11 protein-coding genes and 1 pseudogene are annotated in these 15,798 nt (G+C 72.7%); 6 read left to right on the top strand and 6 right to left on the bottom strand.

Features of this window, described 5'->3' with window-relative positions; genetic code table 11:
- Positions 1 to 91: 91 nt before the first annotated feature.
- The gene (locus ACFYU9_RS11855; RefSeq protein ID WP_389204972.1) at positions 92 to 1,474 is read right to left on the bottom strand and encodes a transcriptional regulator; all 1,383 of its coding nucleotides are present in this window, start codon (positions 1,472 to 1,474) and stop codon (positions 92 to 94) included.
- A gap of 323 nt (positions 1,475 to 1,797) precedes the next feature.
- On the opposite strand from ACFYU9_RS11855, the gene ACFYU9_RS11850 reads away from it, so the two are divergent.
- The 4 genes from ACFYU9_RS11850 to ACFYU9_RS11835 all read left to right on the top strand — a co-directional run bounded on the left by ACFYU9_RS11850 (position 1,798) and on the right by ACFYU9_RS11835 (position 5,894).
- Positions 1,798 to 2,472: a bifunctional DNA primase/polymerase gene (locus tag ACFYU9_RS11850; RefSeq protein WP_389204973.1), complete on the top strand. Its 675-nt coding sequence runs from the start codon at positions 1,798 to 1,800 to the stop codon at positions 2,470 to 2,472.
- Between the two features lie 108 nt (positions 2,473 to 2,580).
- Entirely contained in the window at positions 2,581 to 3,420 is an 840-nt protein-coding gene (locus ACFYU9_RS11845; protein ID WP_389205293.1) for an ABC transporter ATP-binding protein, read from the top strand.
- Positions 3,417 to 5,039, top strand: a complete 1,623-nt coding sequence (locus ACFYU9_RS11840) for a transporter (RefSeq protein ID WP_389344403.1) — start codon at positions 3,417 to 3,419, stop codon at positions 5,037 to 5,039. The genes ACFYU9_RS11845 and ACFYU9_RS11840 overlap by 4 nt, the downstream gene beginning before the upstream one ends.
- A 390-nt stretch (positions 5,040 to 5,429) precedes the next feature.
- Positions 5,430 to 5,894 (top strand): subtilase-type protease inhibitor, encoded by a 465-nt coding sequence (locus tag ACFYU9_RS11835; protein WP_389204975.1) that lies wholly within the window; start codon positions 5,430 to 5,432, stop codon positions 5,892 to 5,894.
- 100 nt (positions 5,895 to 5,994) lie between these two features.
- Here the strand turns inward: ACFYU9_RS11835 and ACFYU9_RS11830 are convergent, their stop codons facing one another.
- The 3 genes from ACFYU9_RS11830 to ACFYU9_RS11820 form a co-directional block, all read right to left on the bottom strand.
- Positions 5,995 to 7,017, bottom strand: coding sequence for a hypothetical protein (locus ACFYU9_RS11830; protein ID WP_389204976.1), 1,023 nt, complete (start codon positions 7,015 to 7,017; stop codon positions 5,995 to 5,997).
- A gap of 164 nt (positions 7,018 to 7,181) precedes the next feature.
- The gene (locus ACFYU9_RS11825) at positions 7,182 to 8,033 is read right to left on the bottom strand and encodes an alpha/beta fold hydrolase (protein WP_389344401.1); all 852 of its coding nucleotides are present in this window, start codon (positions 8,031 to 8,033) and stop codon (positions 7,182 to 7,184) included.
- A gap of 471 nt (positions 8,034 to 8,504) precedes the next feature.
- Entirely contained in the window at positions 8,505 to 9,197 is a 693-nt protein-coding gene (locus ACFYU9_RS11820; protein WP_389204978.1) for a metal-dependent transcriptional regulator, read from the bottom strand.
- A 149-nt stretch (positions 9,198 to 9,346) separates the two neighbouring features.
- Between ACFYU9_RS11820 and ACFYU9_RS11815 the strand changes: the two genes are divergently transcribed.
- Positions 9,347 to 10,102, top strand: a complete 756-nt coding sequence (locus tag ACFYU9_RS11815; protein WP_389204979.1) for an SIS domain-containing protein — start codon at positions 9,347 to 9,349, stop codon at positions 10,100 to 10,102.
- 88 nt (positions 10,103 to 10,190) lie between these two features.
- Here the strand turns inward: ACFYU9_RS11815 and ACFYU9_RS11810 are convergent, their stop codons facing one another.
- Together ACFYU9_RS11810 and ACFYU9_RS11805 are read right to left on the bottom strand one after the other, a co-directional pair.
- The gene (locus ACFYU9_RS11810) at positions 10,191 to 13,085 is read right to left on the bottom strand and encodes a hypothetical protein (RefSeq protein WP_389344399.1); all 2,895 of its coding nucleotides are present in this window, start codon (positions 13,083 to 13,085) and stop codon (positions 10,191 to 10,193) included.
- 89 nt (positions 13,086 to 13,174) lie between these two features.
- Positions 13,175 to 14,527 carry a PAS domain-containing protein gene (locus ACFYU9_RS11805; protein ID WP_389204981.1) on the bottom strand — a complete coding sequence of 451 codons (1,353 nt, stop codon included), beginning with the start codon at positions 14,525 to 14,527 and terminating at the stop codon, positions 13,175 to 13,177.
- Between the two features lie 318 nt (positions 14,528 to 14,845).
- Here ACFYU9_RS11805 and iscB point away from each other — a divergent pair.
- Positions 14,846 to 15,786 (top strand): annotated as a pseudogene (iscB, locus tag ACFYU9_RS11800) (RNA-guided endonuclease IscB); the annotation flags it as partial.
- Positions 15,787 to 15,798 lie beyond the last annotated feature (12 nt).

Genomic DNA, 15,798 nt, shown 5'->3' with positions numbered 1-15,798 from the left:
TACCGGGTGCCCCCGGGCCGCCGCACACACGTCCGACCCACGTGTGACGCAGGTGTGACGTACGGTGCGCCCGGCACCGGCGCGATGTGAGCTACGCCGCGTGCAGGTCGAGCCGCGCCCCGAACTCCCGCACCACCGCCTCGCCCGCGAACGGCTCCAGCCGGTCCTTCAGATCGCCCAGGTACTCCGCGCCCCGCGAGGACCGCAGCGTCCCCAGCATCTCCAGGGCGCGGGTGCCCGTCCGGCAGGCCGCCTCGACCTCGCGCTGCTGGACCTGCGCCGAGGCGAGCAGCGCCAGGCCGATCGCCCGCCGCCGCACCCGCGTCTCCGGGTGGCCCGCCAGCGACCGCTCGGCCGCCCGCGCCGCCTCCCGGCCCTGGCCCAGGTCGCGGAAGCAGTGCGCCAGCTCGTCCGCGAGGTACGCCTCGTCGAAGTGGGCGATCCAGGCCGGGTCGTCGCCCGCCTCCGGGTCGGCCCGCTCCAGCGCCTCCTCGGCGCGGCCCGCGACCAGCTCACAGGCCCGGGCGTCGCCGAGCAGCGCGTGCCCGCGGGCCTCGGCGGCCAGGAACATCGCCTCCGCGCGCGGCGGCACCTGCCCGCGCGCGCCCTCCTGCGCGGCCCGCGCGAGCTGGGCGATCTCCCGCGGGTTGCCGAGCTGGGCGGCGAGGTGGCTCATCGACGCGGCGAGCACGTAACCGCCGTAGGCCCGGTCGCCGGCGGCCTGCGCGAGCCGCAGCGCCTGGATGTAGTAGCGCTGGGCGAGTCCCGGCTGTCCGGTGTCGACGGCCATGTAGCCGGCCAGCTCGGTGAGGCGCGAGACGGCGGCGAACAGCTCGCGGCCGACGTTCTCCCGGTAGGAGCCGGAGAGCATGCCCGACACCACGCTGTTGAGGTAATGGACGACGACCGGGCGCACGTGCCCGCTGCCGAACTTCCGGTCCAGGTCGACCAGGGCGGCCGTCATCGCCCGGACCGCCGCCACGTCCGAGGCGCCAACCCGCGCCCCGGCGTGCCGGGCGACCTGCGGGTCGGCGCCGGTGATCAGCCAGTCGCGGCTGGGCTCGACGAGCGCGGAGGCCGCGACCGTCGAGGCCGCCAGGAAGTCCCGTCTGCCGACGTCGCTGCGCCACAACTCGCAGACCTGCTCGATGGCCCCGAGCACGGTCGGCGCGAACTGCAGGCCGACGCCCGAGGCGAGGTTGCGGCCGTTGGCCATGCCGACCTCGTCGATGGTGACCGTGCGGCCGAGCTTGCGCCCGAGCGCCTCGGCGATGATGCCCGGCGCCCGGCCGCGCGGCTGCTGCCCGCGCAGCCAGCGCGCCACCGACGTCTTGTCGTACCGCAGGTCGAGGCCGCGCTCCGCGCCGACCATGTTGACCCTGCGGGCGAGGCCGGCGTTGGAGCACCCGGCCTCCTGGATGAGCGCCTGCAGCCGTTCGTTGGGCTGGCGGGCGACGAGTGGCCTGGCTGCCATGATTGCTACCCCCTGAGGCCGCGCATGAAGTGATCGAAGTGAACGCTGGCTGATCACTGCCCGGCCGATATCCGGTCAATGCAGATGTGAACACGCGAAACCGGACACGTCGGTCGCCCTGTCGCACCCACCCGCGCGGTACGGCGGCGCGTCACCGACGCCCCCCCGTCCCATCCGTACCCGCCGCCCGCTCGACCTGCCCCCGCGCGCCCCCACGCATGCACCCGTGCGCCCCGCATGCAGGATCGATGCGCCACCCGGCCGGGGAGCCGCGCCCGTAACCCGAGGTGGCGGCGGGAGTTGAATCCGTCGTGGAAGAGACCTTGGGAGTCACGGAAACCGCACAGATCCCCCAGCAGCGCGGCGAGCTGCTGCTGGACAGCGCGGTGCGGTACGCGGAAGAGCGGCACTGGGACGTGTTCCCCGGGACCTGGCTGGAAGCCGTCGAGGGTGGCGAGCGCTGCTCCTGCGGCGCGGACGCGTGCCCGGCGCCCGGCGCGCACCCGGCCAGGCCCGACTGGTCGACCCAGGCGACGGGCAGCGCCGTGGGGGCCCGCCGGATGTGGTCGAAGCAGCCGAAGGCGTCGATCCTGCTGCCGACCGGGCGGACCTTCGACGCGATCGAGGTGTCGGACTCGGCCGGCTTCCTGGCGCTCGCCCGGATGGAGCGGATGGAGCTGACGCTCGGCCCGGTGACCTGCACGCCCGACCGCCGGATGTTCTTCTTCGTGCTGCCCGGCGCCGCGGCCAAGGTGCCGGACCTGGTGCGCAAGCTGGGCTGGGTGCCGTCCTCCATCGACCTGGTCACGCGCGGCGAGGGGCACTTCGTGGCGGCGCCGCCGACCCGGGTCGGCGGATCCGGGGCGGTGCAGTGGGCCCGTAAGCCCACGGCGGCGAACCGCTGGCTGCCGGACGCGGAGGAGCTGATCAGCGCGCTGGCCTACGCGTGCGGGCGGGAGGCGGCGGACGCCCGCTCCCGGCGCACCTCCTCCGACTAGCGACGAAAGTCTTTTTGATCATGGACGTTCTGGCCATGTGGCGTGAAGTTCGTCGCCCGTAAGGTGGTCCCGTCTAAACGGGGACAACCGAAGGGTTGACGGAACATGATGCCTGACCAGGCACGTGACGGAGCGTACGAAGCGGCGGGGGCCGCACCGGGATCCGGTGCGGTGCCCGCCGTTCACGTCGAGGGGCTGTGGAAGCGCTTCGGCCAGCAGATCGCGGTGAACGGGATCGATCTGGTCCTGCCCGCGGGCAAGTTCATCGGTCTGGTCGGGCCGAACGGGGCGGGCAAGACCACCACACTCTCGATGATCACCGGCCTGCTGCGGCCGGACGCCGGCCGCATCCGGGTCGGCGGCCACGACGTGTGGGCCGACGCCGAGTCCGTCGCCCAGGTCAAGGCACGCATCGGCATCCTGCCGGAGGGCCTGCGGCTCTTCGAGCGGCTCTCCGGCCGCGAACTGCTCGCGTACAGCGGCCGCCTGCGCGGCCTGCCGGGCGCCGAGGTCGACAAGCGCGCCGCGCAGCTGCTCGACGTCCTCGACCTCGCGGGCTCGCAGCACAAGCTGGTCGTCGACTACTCGACCGGCATGCGGAAGAAGATCGGTCTCGCCGCGGCCCTGCTGCACAACCCCGAAGTCCTCTTCCTCGACGAGCCGTTCGAGGGCGTCGACCCGGTCTCCGCGCAGACCATCCGCGGGGTCCTGGAGCGCTACACCTCCTCCGGCGCCACCGTCGTCTTCTCCAGCCACGTCATGGAGCTGGTGGAGTCGCTGTGCGACTGGGTCGCCGTGATGGCCGCCGGACAGATCCGCGCGCAGGGCCCGCTGGAGCAGGTACGGGGCTCGGCGCCGTCGCTGCAGGCCGCGTTCCTGGAGCTGGTCGGCGCGAACGGGCGCAACGCCGGGGAGTCGCTCGACTGGCTGGGCGGTCCGGCCCGATGACCACCGCTCCCGCCGCGGCGGCACCCTCGCTGACCTCGGTCTTCGTCGGACTCAAGCTGTCGCTCCTGAAGAACGGCCTGAAGCAGTCGGGCGGCCGGATCGCCGCCTATGTGACGTCGATCGTCGTCGCCGCGATCTTCGCCGCCGTCATGACGCTCGCCTTCCTCGCCATGCGCGGCCACCACGCCGCGACCGTCGTCCCGGTGCTCATCGCGGGCGTGCTCGCGCTCGCCTGGACGGTCATGCCGCTGTTCGTGCCGAGCGGCGACGAAACCCTCGACCCCTCGCGGCTCGTGATGCTGCCGCTGCGGCCGCGCCCGCTGGTGCGGGCGCTGCTCGTGGCCTCGCTCGTCGGCATCGGCCCCGGCCTCACCCTGATCCTGGCGGTCGGCACGGCCCTGGCGCTCGCGCGCGGCGCGGCCGGGATCGTCGTCGCCGTGCTCGCCGTACCGCTGCTGCTCGTCGGCTGCGTGACGCTCTCGCGCGCGGTGGCCGCCGCCAACGTGCGGCTGCTGACCTCCCGCAAGGGCCGCGACCTGGCCGTCCTGTCCGGCCTCCTGATCGCGGTCGGCATCCAGGTGGTCAACTTCGGCGCGCAGCGGCTCAGCCAGGTCGGCGGGCTCAAGGCGCTCGAACCGGCCGCCGAGGTCATCGGCTGGCTGCCGCCGGCCTCCGCCGTCTCCGCGATCACCGCGGCGGGCGACGGGGACTACGCGGTCGCCGCCGCGAAACTGCTGCTCACCGCGGCCGCCGTGGCGGGTCTGCTGATGTGGTGGCAGAACAGCCTGGTGAAGCTGATGACGGCGCCGGACGGCTCGACGATCGGCGCGTCGGACGGCGCGGGCGCCAAGGACGGGTCGGCGTCGTCGGGCCGGCTCGGCCGGCTGCTGCCGGGCGGGCGCACGGGCGCGGTGATGGAGCGCAGCCTGCGCTACGTCTGGCGCGACCCGAAGACGAAGGCGGGCTGGGTCACCTCGCTCGCCATGGGCGCGATCGTGCCGCTGTTCAACGCCCTGCAGGGCGTCGGCTCGCTGTACTTCGCGTGCTTCGCCTCGGGCATGTTCGGCCTGCAGATGCTCAACCAGTTCGGCCAGGACACGTCCGCGTTCTGGATGGTGGCGCAGACCATCTCGACGCCGGCCGACGCCTACGCCGAACTGCGGGCCCGGGCCCTGGCGATGCTGGCCATCACCGTGCCGTACACGGTCCTGCTGATGGCGGCGATGGCCGCCGTCCTCGGCACCTGGAGCGGGATCCCCGAGGCCCTCGGCCTGGCGCTCGCGCTGCTCTGCGCCATGGTCGCGACGGGCGCGGTGGCCTCGGCCCTCTTCCCGTACTCGATCCCGCAGGACAGCGCCTACAAGAACGTGGCGCCGGGCCAGGCCGGGCTGGCCTGGATGTCCATCTTCGGCGGCATGGTCAGCGCCGCGGTGCTGTGTGCGCCGATGATCGTCGCGGTGGTCGTCCTGCACCTCACGGACAGCGAGTCGGCCCTGTGGCTGCTGCTGCCGGGCGGCGCGCTCTACGGCGCGCTGCTCGTGTGGGGCGGCCTGAAGGCGGCGGCGCCGCGGGTGTCGAAGCGGCTGCCGGAGATCCTGGCGGCGGTGAGCAAGGGCTAGCCCAGGGCTTTCTCTTCGACCGCGAGGAGGCGGAGGACCGACGTGCGCAACGCGGCCTCCGCCTCTTCGCGCGATCGCCCCTGCGCACGCGGACCTACGGCCTTCCGGACGATCGCACCCGTCCGTGACTGGTCCAAGCTCGAACATTTTCCCCATCACCGCAGGTCAGCGGGCTGTCCAGAATTGAACGGCTCGGCGCGGGACGGCTGCGCGAGGGCCGAACGACCAGTCGGGCGTTGGGGAGTACGGGGGTGCGGCCGGAAAGCGGCGGACGGATGTGCGATCACGCTGCGCGTCGGCGAGACTCCGTTGCGCAGCCGATCGGCTCGCATCCCCCGTCACTCCCGTGTCTTCGGACCCATAGAAGACCTCCAGGAAAGGGACACCCCCGTGCGCTCCTTCCGTACGCTCGGCGCCACCGCGCTCGCCACCGCGAGCGGTCTCGCCCTGCTCGGCACCGCCGTCACCGGCACCGGCACCGCCCAGGCCGCACCCGCCTCGGCCCCGAGCCTCCTGTACCCGCCGTCGGCGCTGGTCCTCACGCTCGGCAAGGGCTCGCGCCCCGCGACCGCCACGGTGGTCCGCGCGGTCACCCTGAGCTGCGCCCCGACCGCGTCCGGCACGCACCCGGCTCCGGCCGAGGCGTGTCGCGAACTCCGCGAGGCGGGCGGCGACTTCGCCCGGCTGACCGTCCTGTCGTCGTCACGTCACGTGCCGTGCACCCGCGAGTGGGACCCGGTCACGGTGACGGGCGACGGCGTCTGGGAGGGCAAGCGGGTGCGCTGGTCGGCCCGGTACGGCAACTCGTGCGAGATGCGGGCGGCGACGGGCGAGGGCACGGTCTTCGCGTTCTGACGCCCGGCCGGCCCGTCGGGCGCGCACAGCGGCACGGCGGCGAGGAGCGGTGCGAACACGCCGCCGGGACGCCGCCGCTGTGCGCGCCACGGGCCCTCCCCTAGTACGTGGAGTACGTGTTGAACGCGTCGCCGACCCACTGGGCGAAGTACGGCGAGCGCATCTCGGTCGGGGCGGCCCCGTTGTCGACGTTGCTGTTCACGCCGTTGACCCAGCCGCTGTAGTAGACGTTGTCGTCCTTGCCGTAGATCCAGGGACCGCCACTGGAGCCGCCGGTCATGTTGCACGGCATCTTGATCTGGTCGGTGGTCCAGATGCTCCGCTGCGAGGTGGTGGCGGCGCAGAAGTACTGCCACTGCCCGTCGAAGGGCGCGGCCTGCGGGTAGCCCATGGAGGTCATGTAGCGGTCCTTGGGATAGTTCCACTGGACGCCGAGGCCGCCGACGCTGTTGACGAGCTCACCGGCGGCGTTCGGCCAGGTGATGACGATGCCGAGGTCGTAGCCGAAGTTCCCGCTCTGGGTCCAGCCGTTGAAGGCGACGAGGGTCTTGGCCCACCAGGTGCCGTAGGGCCGGTTGCCGTGGTCGTAGTACGGCACGAACTGCCAGTTGGTGTTCCAGGACTTGCCCGGGCCGCCGTGGACGCAGTGCCCGGCGGTGAACACCATGTTCTTGTTGGTGCTGTTGACGGCGGAGCCGGAGCAGACGTAGTCGACGCCGTCCGAGCCGGTGAAGAAGACCTTGCCGACGACCTGGGTCGCGGTGACGCTGATCCGGATCCCGCCGGGCGCGGCCGCGTGGCCCTCGACGGGGTCCGACCCGGTGGTCGCGGGCCCGGTCGGCTTCTGCGGCGCCTTCGGCGCGGCCGGGTCCGCCTTGGGCGCGCGGGAGGTCATGTCCAGCGGGACGGCCCTGGCCATCCGCTCGGGGGTCCAGTACTCCGTCAGCCGCGCGGCCTCGCCGGCCGGTACGGCGTGCTCGACCGGCGCGGTGGGCGCGACGGCCGCCCTGCTCGGTGCCTTCGGGGCCTCCGTCGCCTGCGCGGCGGCCGTGGGGAGGAGGAAGAGCGCGACCGCGGCGGCGAGGCCGGCGGCGTACCTGCGTCTGTGACGTATGCCTGACACGTGATACCTCGATCTCGTTGCTGGCATGGACACGCCATGCTGAAGCGACGCGTGACCGAGCGTCAACGCAGAGTGAGAGGAATGGCCGGTTCGCCGGTGCGCTTTTCGGCCGTACACCCCCCTTGGCCTGGACCTTTACCGCCGGGAGTGATCTCCCGGCCCCCTCACCCGGTGAGCACTCCGTTCAGGAACGGCTCCACCACCTCGCGCCAGGCGTCCGCGTGCTCGTAGTGGAGCAGATGACCCGCGTCCGGGATCTCCGCATAGGCCCCGCGGGGCAGGACGCGGACCATCTCCTGGGCCTCGGCGCGGCCGAGCTCGCCGTCGAGACCGCGGACGACGAGGGTGGGGCAGCGGACCTGGGCGAGCGAGTCCCAGTGGGCGTCGTGGACCCAGGTCTCGCGGGACGTGAGCATCTGGTCGGGGTCGAAGACCGGGCGCCAGCCGTCCGGACGCTCGGTCATCACCTCGGCGAAGAACGCGCCGCGGGCCGGATGCGAGCGCTCCACCCAGGGATCGTCCTCGCCGAACCACTGACGGACGGCGTCGAGCGAGGGGAAGGGCAGCGGCCAGCGGCGGAACCAGTCCTGCCACTCGCGCTGGGAGGCGGCGCCGAGGGCGGAGGCCCGCATGTCGCAGATGACGAGGGCGTGGACGAGGTCCGCCCGCTCCGCGGCGAGCTGCCAGGCGGTGAGCGCGCCCATGGAGTGACCGACGAGGGTCACCGGGCCGAGGCCGAGCTCCTCGACGGCGGCGATCGCGTCGGCCACGTACGCCTCGCGCGTGAACGGGCCGGCGGGAGGCTTCTCGCTGTGGCCGTGGCCGCGCTGGTCGAGCGCGATCGTGCGGTGGCGCGGGGCGAGCCAGCGGGCGACGGGGGCCCAGTGCGCGGCGGCGCCCATCAGACCGTGCAGCAGTAAGACACCGGGGCCGCCCTGCGGGGCGGTCCGTTCCGTGAAGTCCCAGGCCGCCAGGCGTACGCCGTCGGCTCCCGTGACGTCGAGTCGTCGCACCATGCTGCTCGGCACCCCCTCTTTCCCGTCGAACTTCGCCGGATTCCCGCGAGACCTCCGCGAGACTTTCGCCAGAGTATCGAACCCATATTCGAAAATGCGCTTCTGCCGCTCAACACCCCACGTTCGAGTGACAGGGCTCAAGGATTGACGGCTTCTGCCGAGGGGAGATCTTCAGCGGGAGGCGGACCGCTCGGGGAAAACGGTCCGGCGGGACTGACCTTGAGAGCTCGGGGCTCCAGGTCAGAACAGGGGAGGACGAACCCCGGCGCCGCGAGGCGCCGGGGTTCAGTGTCGTCAGGAGGACCGCCCTCATCCCACCAGCGTGGCACGGGAGAGGGCGCGTGCGTGGCGATTCCGCCGTAAAACGGGCTTGAGAAGGACGCCGGCGCCAAGCGCGGGCGGCGGCGCGGGCGGCGGGCGTCAGCGCTTGGCGTCAACGCTTGGCGTCAGCGCCGCCGTCAGCGCTTGGCGTCAGCGCTTGGCGACGAAGACGTGCGCCGCGACGTCCGTGTCCAGCTCGGCCGCCTCGCCGCCGCTGCCCACCAGGACACCGCCCGGCGACTCCGTCACCGACACCACGGAGCCGGGCTGCACGCCCGCCCGCCGCAGCGTGTACATCAGCTGGGCGTCGGTCTGGATCGGCTCGCCGATCCGCCGGACGATCACCGTCTTGCCCTCGCCGCCGGCCTCCAGGTCGGCGAGCGACACCATCGAGTCGTCGAGGAAGGACTCCGGCTCGGCCTTCTCGCCGAGCTCGTCCAGACCCGGGATCGGGTTGCCGTACGGCGACTCCGTCGGGTGGCGCAGCAGCTCCAGGACGCGCCGCTCCACGGCCTCGCTCATCACGTGCTCCCAGCGGCACGCCTCGGCGTGGACCTGCTCCCACTCCAGGCCGATCACGTCGACGAGCAGGCACTCGGCGAGCCGGTGCTTGCGCATGACGCGGGTGGCCAGGCGGCGGCCCTCCTCGGTCAGCTCCAGGTGGCGGTCGCTGGCGACGGCCACCAGACCGTCGCGCTCCATGCGGGCCACCGTCTGGCTGACGGTCGGACCGCTCTGGTCCAGCCGCTCGGCGATCCGGGCGCGCATCGGGACCACACCTTCCTCCTCCAGCTCCAGGATGGTGCGGAGGTACATCTCCGTGGTGTCGATCAGTCCGGACATACGTGCCCCTTGATGAGTCGTGCGCTGGCCCTGCCCCAATTCTGACGCATCGCACCGACAACCGGGTCTCGCCGGGGAGAGGCGGTATTGACAGAGCAATGGTCCAGACCGCACCGTGATCGGCGACCACGACGAGAAGGAGCCGCAGCATGGGCGAGAGCAAGCTGGCCGGACAGTTCTTCGACGCCGCCATCGGCCTGCTCCAGAAGGTACGGGACGAGGACGCCGGCGACATCGCGGCCGCGGGCACCGCCATCGCCGAGGCCGTGGCCGCGGGCGGCCGGCTCTTCGCGTTCGGCGCGGGCCACTCCTCGCTCGCCGCCCAGGACGTCGTCTACCGCGCGGGCGGCCTCGCCCTGATGAACCTGCTCGCCGTCCCCGGAGTCGTCGGCGTCGACGTCATGCCCGCCACCCTCGGCTCCGCCCTCGAACGGGTCGACGGCCTGGCCGGCGCGGTCCTCGACTCCTCCCCCGCCCGGGCCGGCGACGTCCTGATCATCATCTCGCTGTCCGGGCGCAACGCCCTCCCGGTCGAGATGGCGATGAACGCCCGCGCCCTCGGCCTCACCGTGATCGGCGTCACCTCGGTCGCGTACGCGACGGAGACGAAGTCCCGGCACGTCTCGGGCACGTACCTCAAGGACCACTGCGACATCGTCCTCGACTCCAAGATCGCCATTGGCGACGCCGAACTCACCCACGAGGGCATCGAGGCCCCCTTCGCCCCCGCCTCCACGGTCGTCACCAGCGCCCTCATGCAGGCCACCATGGCCGCGGCCGCCGAGGAACTGGTCCGCCTCGGCATCGAGCCGCCGCTGCTGCGCTCGGGCAACGTGGACGGGGGCCACGAGTGGAACGGCCGGGTGATGACGGAGTACGGCGACCGCATCTTCTTCCGCCACTGATTCCGCCACTGAGGCCGGAAACGAACCCGGGGGCCGCGGCGAGTTCTCGCCGCGGCCCCCGGGTTCTGTGTCAGGTCCCGCCGGGCACCTAGGACACGTAGTAACCGGCGACATCCACCAGCAGCCGCGTGGACCCCGAGTGGTTGTAGAAACTCACCTTCCCGTTCACGACCGGGACCACGACCAGGTTCGGGACGGTCGTCCCGGCGGTGAAGTTGAGGTTCGAGGTGCTCGGGCGCGGCGCCCCGTCCGGGAAGACGGACACGTACCCGGTCGCGGTCGGCGCCACGGCCGTCACGTTCATCACGACGGCGGTGACCCCGCTCGCCGGGATCCCGGACGTGCCGGCCAGCTGGAGCGTGACCGTCCTGCCCGCACCGGCGGTGGCGTCCATCACCCGGGTCGGGGCGGTCGGCCTGAAGGCGGAGCCGAGCCCGTCGGTGGTGAAGTAGCCGGCCACGTCGGCGAGCAGGTCCACCGCACCGGAGTGGTTGTAGAAACTCACCTTGCCGTCGGCCGACACCGGCACCACGACCAGGTTCGGGATCGTCTGCCCCGCCGCGAAGTTCAGGTTCGACGTCGCCGGCCGCGCCGTCCCCGCCGGGAAGACCGAGACGTAACCGGCCGCCGTCGGCGCCACCGCCGTCACGTTCATCACGACCGCCGTGACACCGGAGGCGGGAATCCCGGAGGTGCCGGTCACCTGGAGCGTGACCGTCTTGCCGCCCGCGACCTTGGCCTTGGGCACGCCCAGACCCGCCATCGTGTTCATGAGACGGACCGGCCCCAGGGGCTGGTAGGTCGTGCCCGGGTCGGTGGACGCGTACTGGTCGGAGAAGTAGTAGCCGGACACGTCGGCGAGCAGGTCCACCGCGCCGGAGTGGTTGTAGAACGTCACCTTGCCGTCCGCGGACACGGGGACCACGACCAGGTTGGGGATGGTCTGACCGGCCTTGAAGTTGAGGTTCGACGTCGCCGGACGGGTCGTGCCCGCCGGGAAGACCGACACGTAGCCGGCCGCCGTCGGCGCCACCGCCGTCACGTTCATCACGACCGCCGTGACCCCCTTCACGGGGATCCCGGAGGTGCCGGTCACCTGGAGCGTGACCGTCTTGCCGCCCGCCACCTTGGCCTTGGGCACGCCCACGCCCGCCATCGTGTTCATCAGACGGGTCGGCGCCATCGGCCGGAACCTGCCGAGACCGGCCGTTCCGGGCTTGGTGACGGTGAAGGTGCCGAGCGGGGTGACCTTGGCGTCCAGGGCGAGGTCGTTCACCGCCGACAGCGTCCAGACCCCGGCCGGGGCACCGGTCAGGTCGAGGTCGGCCACGAGCGCGGTGCGGCCGGCGTCCACGGACACGGTCGTGCTCTCGACGCGCGCGCCCGACGGGTGCTCGATCCGCAGCTTGTGCTCGGCCCGCAGCGCGGTGCCGGCGAGCACCACCCGGGCCTTGGTGCCGCTCGCGGCGAACGCGGGATCCACGGAGCGGAACGAGATCGGGTCGGCGCCGCAGACCTCGACGGTGCAGACGAGTTCGGCGGAGTACGCGGTGCGCGTGGTCCACTCCTGCAGGCCGAGGACCATCACGGTCGGCTTCGCCACGCCGTCGACCGGGTCGCCGAGATAGCAGTCGATCTCGGTGGAACGGTCGGTGCAGCGGTCGACGGACCGGTCGTACAGCGACAGGACCGCGCCCCGGCCCTCCCGCTCCGTGTCCTTGACCACGGCGTCGTACCGGTCGCGCTGGTACGTCTCCAGGCCGGCGCACACCGCGGTGTGCTGCTCGTCGAGGACGCCGGTGACCGGGCCGTAGCCGTAGCTGATGTTCGCGGGCCGTGCGCACTCGGGCGCCGGGCCGGAGGCTCCGGCGATGCGCTGGGCGTCGAGGCGGTACGGCGCGCCGGCGTGGACGCTGTTCCACGCCGGGGTGACGACGACCTGGTAGCGGGTCGCTCCCGTCACACCGCAGTCCTCGTACGTGGTGTTGCAGGAAAGCCCACCGCCCGGGCCGAACGCGGCGTGGCTGGCGGCGTTGAAACCGTCCCGCTCGTTGAGGTACAGCACGTCACGGGCGTCGCCCGTCGTGACCTGCCGGCAGACGGGAACGCCCGGTGCGGGCAGCGTGCCCGTCGCGGCCGGAGCGCCGACGGACGTCGCCGGGGTGGGCTCGCAGCCCTTCGCGGTCGCGGTGACATCGCGGCGGACGAGGTCGAACTCGCCGGGGGCGCCGTCACCGGCGGCGATCACGCGGTAGGACCTGCCCGCCACGAGGCCGCAGGCGGCCCAGATGTTGCGCTGGTCCGGCATGTCGCAGACCTGGCGGCCGGTGTCCTCGACCACCCAGAAGCGGGCGACGGAGTCCTTGGTCCCCGTCACCTTCTGGATCTGGACGAGTTCCTTCGCCGAGTGGCCGGAGGCCGGGATGGTGGCGCAGCGCGCGAAGGTCCCGTCCGCGGTCGAGAAGCGGGTCGCGGGGGTCGCCGCCGTGAAGTCGCCGGCCGGGAGGACCGGGCAGCTCCCGGTGCCGTCGGCCGGCCCGTCGACGCGCTGCAGGAACAGTCCGTACGACGAGCCGGGCGGGACGCTCCCGGAGGCCGTGTACGCCTTCGCGTAGTGCGGGGCGGTGCCGCTCAGTCGGCACGTGCCGTACCGGTTGTCCGACGCCCCGCAGATCTTGGTCCCGGTGGAGTCGACGATGTCGAACGAGGGGACCCATGAACCGGTCACCCACATCCGGTCCTCGGGGGCCACGATCACGGCTCCGGCCGGGAACGGCAGCAGCAGGCAGTCGACTTCGTCGACGGAGTCGAGGGTCCCCCGGTTGTAACCGGCGACGGCGTCCGTTTTCTGCGAGCACGCGGTGTCCGCCGAGGCGGCGGTGGCGGGCTGCGCGGGCAGGACGAGGGACAGCACCGCGGACAGTGCGACAAGAAGTGTGGCCAGGTACGCGGCCGGTCTCCGCGATTCGGCGCGTGCGGGCACGCGTGGGTGGTGCATTCCGTTCCCCCCAGAGCGGTGTCATCAGTTCGCCGCGATGATCGCACAACTGACCGACAACTCCACCTGTTTTCCTACCGGACTCGCTGGTTCCACTCCTCGCCCAGGACCGCCGCCACCTGCCCCGCCACCGTCTCCGCGTACGCCGTGTCGTCCCGGTCGAACGGCGGGCGGGCGGGCGAGCGGAGGAAGGTCGTGGTGCCGAGGGTGCGGGCGCGGGTGCGCAGGGGGAGGCAGAGGGCGTGGGCGGTGTCCGGGGGCCAGCGGCGGTCGGCGGCCCAGCGGGGGATGCCGGGAGTGGCGTCGGTGCGGACCGGGGCCGCGTGGGTGAGGGCCTGGAGGGCCGGGTGGTACGAGGGGTAGCGCAGCGGGATGCCACCCGAGGCGACCGGGGCGACCGGACCGGGGGTGCCGAGCGGGGTCGCGAGGGCGCGGACCAGGCGGCCGTCGGGGGTGGCGCGGTCGAGCAGGACGTGGTCGGCGAAGCCGGCGAGCGCGAAGTCCAGGAGGACGGCGGCGGCCCGCAGCGGGTCCTCGCACTCGGCGGCGGCCAGGCTCGCCCGGTGCAGCTGGCTCCAGCGGAAGCGCAGCCGGTCGGCGTCCTGTTCGGCGCGGCGGGCCTCGGTCACGTCCTGGAAGAGCCAGCCGACGCCGAGCGGGACGGGTTCCGGCTCCTCGGCGAACGGGGAGGCGAGGCGGACGAAACCGCACCGCCAGCAGCGCCGCCGCTCGCCGTGCGGGCCGCCCAGCGTCACCCACACGTCGGCCGGTTCGCGCGGCGCGCCCGCCGCCAGGACGTGCCGGAGCGCGCCCTCCAGCTCCTCCACGCCCTCCACGACGAGTTCACCGAGCGGGCGGCCGAGCAGCGAGCCCCGCCCGGCGCCGAGGGCGCGGACCGCGTAGGCGTTGAGGACCGCCGGGCGCAGGTCCACGTCGACCAGGACGACGCCCCAGGCGGCGTCCGCGCACAGCGCCTCGCTCAGCGCGAGGGACCGCTCCAGGTCGAGCTGGACGTGCACCTCGGTGAACGCGCAGTACACCCCGGCCGCGCGCCCGTCGGCGCCGCGCACTCCCGTGGTCTGGACGCGGACGAGGACCCGGCCGCCGTCCTTGCGTAACAGCGGGAACTCGTGGACCTGGCGGCCCGGCGCCGTCATCGCGCGCAGCAGCCGCGCCAGCGTCTCCTCGGCGTCGGCCGGGCGGGCCGCCCAGCCGGCGAAACCGTGCCGGCCGACGGCCTCGCGGGCGCTCCAGCCGAGGATGCGCTCCGCCTCGCGGTTCCAGTGGGTGACGGTGCCGGTCGCGTCGAGCGCGCAGAGCGCCGCGTCCATCCCGTCGAGCAGGGCGGTCAGCAGCTCGACACCCGGCAGGCCGCGCACCCCCGCCGTTCTCGCCGTTCCGGACCTGTCACGCGCAGAGCCACTCATCCGGCACCCCCCGGGCCTCATTCAACCGGGTTCATTCAACTCGAATGTGACTCAGAGCACATCATCTTCGCCGGATTCGTTGCACCGGAGATGCGGATCACCGAACCGCACCCAGGTCAGCGCAGCCACACCGACGACCTGAATGTGACCTGTGTCACATGGGTGACTTCGTGGGGAAATCCGCTGAAGCACCCTCCCTACGCTGACCTCACGGACTCGTGAGGTCACTCGCTCCCCGGCGTCTGCCGGACTCCCCCGTGGAGCCGGAGTGACCAGCCCCAGTCATCATGATCGTCGGATCGGAAGCGGGTGCCTTCGATGACTACGTTCCCGGCAGGCCGGAAGACCCACCAGGTTGTGCTTCCTCAGCAGCCTGCTCTGGAATCCGCAAGCGCAGACACCCCTGGGAGCAGGGACGAAACGGCTCGCGGACACCTCGCTGACACGCGGGGCACCGGCCGGGTACATGGGCGAGGGGAGACCGACGGGCGCGGCACCCGGGCTCGTCGGCGTCACGCCGAACAGGCAGAGAACAGGGGCGGTGACGCCCCACAGGCGCGGAGCGGGAGAGGGGACCATCACGTGTTCGTCCTTTCCCGGGACGGGCTGCCCCTCATGCCGTGCCATCCGGCACGCGCACGCACCCTGCTGACCCGGGGGCGGGCCGCCGTGGCACGCCACACGCCCTTCACCATCCGGCTGAAGGACCGAAAACGCGTCGACGCCGAGGTCTCAGGCGTCGAGTTGCGGATCGACCCGGGTTCCCGTGGCACCGGTCTCGCTCTCACCGAGACACGACCGCAGACTTCCCCGGACGGCCGTGCCCGGATGGTTCGCCGGGGGCTGGTCGCCATCGAGCTACAGCACCGTGGGCCGCAGATCCATCAGGCGATGGTGCGTCGTGCCGGGTACCGGCGCAGACGGCGATCCGCACTCCGGTACCGGCCTCCCCGATTCGCCAACCGGGCCCTCGGCCGGACTGGCTCGCGCCTTCTCTGCGACACCGAGTCGAGTCGATCTGCTCGGTCGTCGCCCGTCTGCGCCGATACGCCCCCGTCGTCGAGATCCACATCGAGAGGAACTCCTTCGACATCCCGGCACTCAGTGCGACCGAGAGAGGAGGGACGCCGACCGGCCTCGCACGCCCACGCGGCCGGTCGGGTGGGAGCTGCGTCTACTGCGGAGCGTCCGGTGTCCCGCTCGAAGCCGACCACATCCGCGCCCGCGCCCGCGGCGGCACCGACCGTCCCGCCAACCTCCTCCTTGCGTGC

Source organism: Streptomyces sp. NPDC004327 (assembly GCF_042873935.1).
In the GTDB taxonomy this organism is placed as follows: Bacteria; Actinomycetota; Actinomycetes; order Streptomycetales; family Streptomycetaceae; genus Streptomyces.
Note: the sequence above shows the minus strand (reverse complement) of the source record. Positions and strands in the feature narration are given on the sequence as shown.